The following is a 3,212-nucleotide window of genomic DNA, read 5'->3' as shown; positions in this document are numbered from 1 at the left end:
ATCTTTATCAGACAGAAGAGCACAATCAACTATCGCTTGGTTAATAGAAAACGGAGTGGATAAAGGTCGTTTAACCGCTAAAGGATATGGGGAAAACCAACTAATAAATAAATGTGCTGACAACGTTGACTGTACCGAAGAAGAGCATCAACTAAACAGACGAAGCGAATTTATTATCATGGAGTTATAGCTGATTCACTACTAGATTAAAATAATAAATAGGAACCCCGGAAAGTTTAACTTTCTGGGGTTTTTTGTTTTTATATTATTACAGTAACAGACACCTATATATGACTTTACTTAGCTAATAATTTAACAAGGCGATGATAATATTTATAAATTCCTAGAAACTAAAAAACTTCTTTGTGAACAGCAACTATATGAAAAAGTGACAGATCTAGCCACTTCTGAGATTCTTCTAAGAGCAAAAACTAGTTTGTTTGACAACAAATTTAGTCCTACGGAAACCGTTATTTCAGATGATAAAGGAAACTATACTTTTTCTATTGAATGCGGAAAAACATATAATGTAAGCGCCGAAAAAGAAGCCTATACTACCAGGGAAGAAAGTGTGACTATTGCCGACGAAGACGGAAAAACAAAACTGGATATAGCATTAGAAAAAGAGCAATGTAAGGTTACCATCGGCGATGATTTTGGCAAATACTTTGGTATTAAAAATATATACTTTGATTTCGACAAATCTAATACCCGCGTTGAATCAGCCATAGATTTAGAAAAGATATTGGATGTCATGAATCAATATCCAAAAATGAAACTTGATATTCGATCCCATACTGACAGCCGTGGATCATTCAAATACAATGATTCTTTATCAGACAGAAGAGCACAATCAACTATCGCTTGGTTAATAGTAAACGGAGTGGATAAAGGTCGTTTAACCGCTAAAAGATATGGGGAAAACCAACTCATAAATAAATGTGCTGACAACTTTGAATGCACCGAAGAAGAACGTCAACTAAACAGACGAAGCGAATTTATTATCATGGAATTATAACGGATTTAATACTAGATTAATATAATAAATCGGAACCTCGGAAAGTTTAACTTTCTGGGGTTTTTTGTTTTTATATTATTACATTAACAGAAACCTGTATATGACTTTACTTAACTAATAATTTAACAAGAATTAAATAAACTTCTTGTTAAAAAAATCATAACTATTTACTAATCAATGTATTATCTCACAAATTAAATCTTAAAAAAGGGGTTTACAAACATTAAAACTTAACTATTTCCCAACAAAAAATCCATTTCAACGAGTTTTTTGGTTAGTCATAGAAAAAATAAAACATCATCAATAATAATTCTTAAATTTAACTATGATTGTTAAACACTCTTTTAGTAGTAATATATAAAAAAGAGGAAATCATAAATATTGAAAATTATTTAACACTGAAAAAAGAACCTTTTATGTTTTTATTAGGATTTAAATAGCACTGCACTTGAAGTTTTGAATAAATTGAAAAATGCATTTATTCAAAAATTGTTTAAAAACACGCCTCTGTTGAAAATCATTTTAGTTTCGTGTTTTAACTAAAATAAAAAAGGAAAAGTCCCCTACGACTGAAAAAAAATTTAAACCCAATAAAGAAAATTTTCATTCCTGAAAAATTTAGACAGTAAAATTGATCCTACTTAAAATAAAGTGTAGGCCAAAATCAAAAAAACTGATTGAACATATAAATTAATTCTTACACCTTTTTATTTTTTAAAGAGCTGAAATATCAACTACTTATTTTTTAAGTAACAAATTAAAAAAGAAATATTATGAAAACGAAAATTACTTTCCTCAGATCGGTAATACTTCTAATTACAAGTACTATATATTCTAAATTAGGCAGCCCTAAATCCCATCCTAATTTAGTTCAAACACTGCTGATTTTTTCAAAAAAATTAATGGCAACATATCATTTTCTAGGCTTTTCAAGAACTATTTCCAAAAATATGGATTTGGTACATATAACTATTACAAAGCCAATCAGAATGACACCTACTATATCTAAAAGTGACAAATGCCAGAGGTAATTATAACCCCTTACAATCTTACTACTTTCTAACGATTTAAAACAAATCAACATGAAACCAAACTTTACACTTTCGACAAAAATATTTTCATCCTCTACTTTCATTGCCTTTTTACTATATGTCATTATTCCATTTTCGGCAGTTGGGCAAACACCTTGTGATAATTCTGCAAATCAGGTAGATTTGAGATCGTCTTACACAAAAGGAACCTGCGGTTCTGCCAATGATGTGATACTTTTAGGGGCCACATTTGTTGCTGAAAATGCATGTAATTCTTGCCCGTCAGGAAGTCCAACAACAGCTCGTCTCAAAATTCAAGTCCATAATAACACCTCCTCTGAAAGATATTTGGGGGTGTTTGCTACTTTAAAAAATGGCGCGGGTGAAACCATTTGCCAAATTATAAAATGCGATGGACCGCTTAAAAAAAGTTCAGAAGAGGTTAAGGTATGGACAGATGGGACCACATACCAGGAAATAGATTATGGAGTATACACTTTCACTTGTGGTAATCCTCTTATGTTGACGAACATTCTAGCGGTCTTTAATACGCCTGGCGGAGGATGTCCAGTTGTTTATTCATCTTCAAAGTGGTGCTATAGCACTCCTGACATCCTCATAACTCCCCCATTGAATGTGGTACTCAATGCCACTTGTGATTCTGGAAACAAAACGAATATTAATTCCATCGTTACTGGTGGATCAGGTAATTTTACTTATTCATGGAATGATAACATCAACTTAACCACACAAGGACTTTCAAATGTGACTCCTGGAGTTTATACGTTAACGGTAACCGATAATGGAAAAAGAGATGCTAATAATGAATTTTGTAAAGTTACGGGATCAATAACGGTAAATCCAATTGCAACCTTAGTGTTAACTAGTGGAACGGTAAATCAAACGGTTTGTGCCGGAACAGCAATTACAAGTACAATTTATACTTGGGGAGGTGGCGCAACAAATGTTAGTGTCACAAGTTTACCAGCAGGTTTAATATCAACGATAGATGCACCAAATAAAACAGTAACCATAAGTGGTACTCCTACAGCTAATGGAACCTATAGTGTTTCAACAACCGGTCAAATAACTCCATGTCCAGCAATAAGTTTGGGTGGTACAATTACGGTAAACCCATTGCCAACATTAACAGTGGTAAACCC

The 3,212-nt window shown here is 32.5% G+C and carries 1 protein-coding gene and 2 pseudogenes; all 3 read left to right on the top strand.

Annotated elements, in window-relative coordinates; genetic code table 11:
• Nucleotides 1-190, top strand: a 190-nt coding sequence (locus CXF59_RS00075; RefSeq protein WP_157824484.1) for an OmpA family protein, incomplete at its 5' end; no start/stop codon positions are given.
• A 126-nt stretch (nucleotides 191-316) separates the two neighbouring features.
• Nucleotides 317-1,018 (top strand): annotated as a pseudogene (locus CXF59_RS00070) (OmpA family protein); the annotation flags it as partial.
• Between the two features lie 1,082 nt (nucleotides 1,019-2,100).
• Nucleotides 2,101-3,212: pseudogene (locus tag CXF59_RS00065) on the top strand (hypothetical protein); the annotation flags it as partial.

This window comes from Flavobacterium sp. ALD4, assembly GCF_002836475.1.
Lineage (GTDB): Bacteria > Bacteroidota > Bacteroidia > Flavobacteriales > Flavobacteriaceae > Flavobacterium.
Note: the sequence above shows the minus strand (reverse complement) of the source record. Positions and strands in the feature narration are given on the sequence as shown.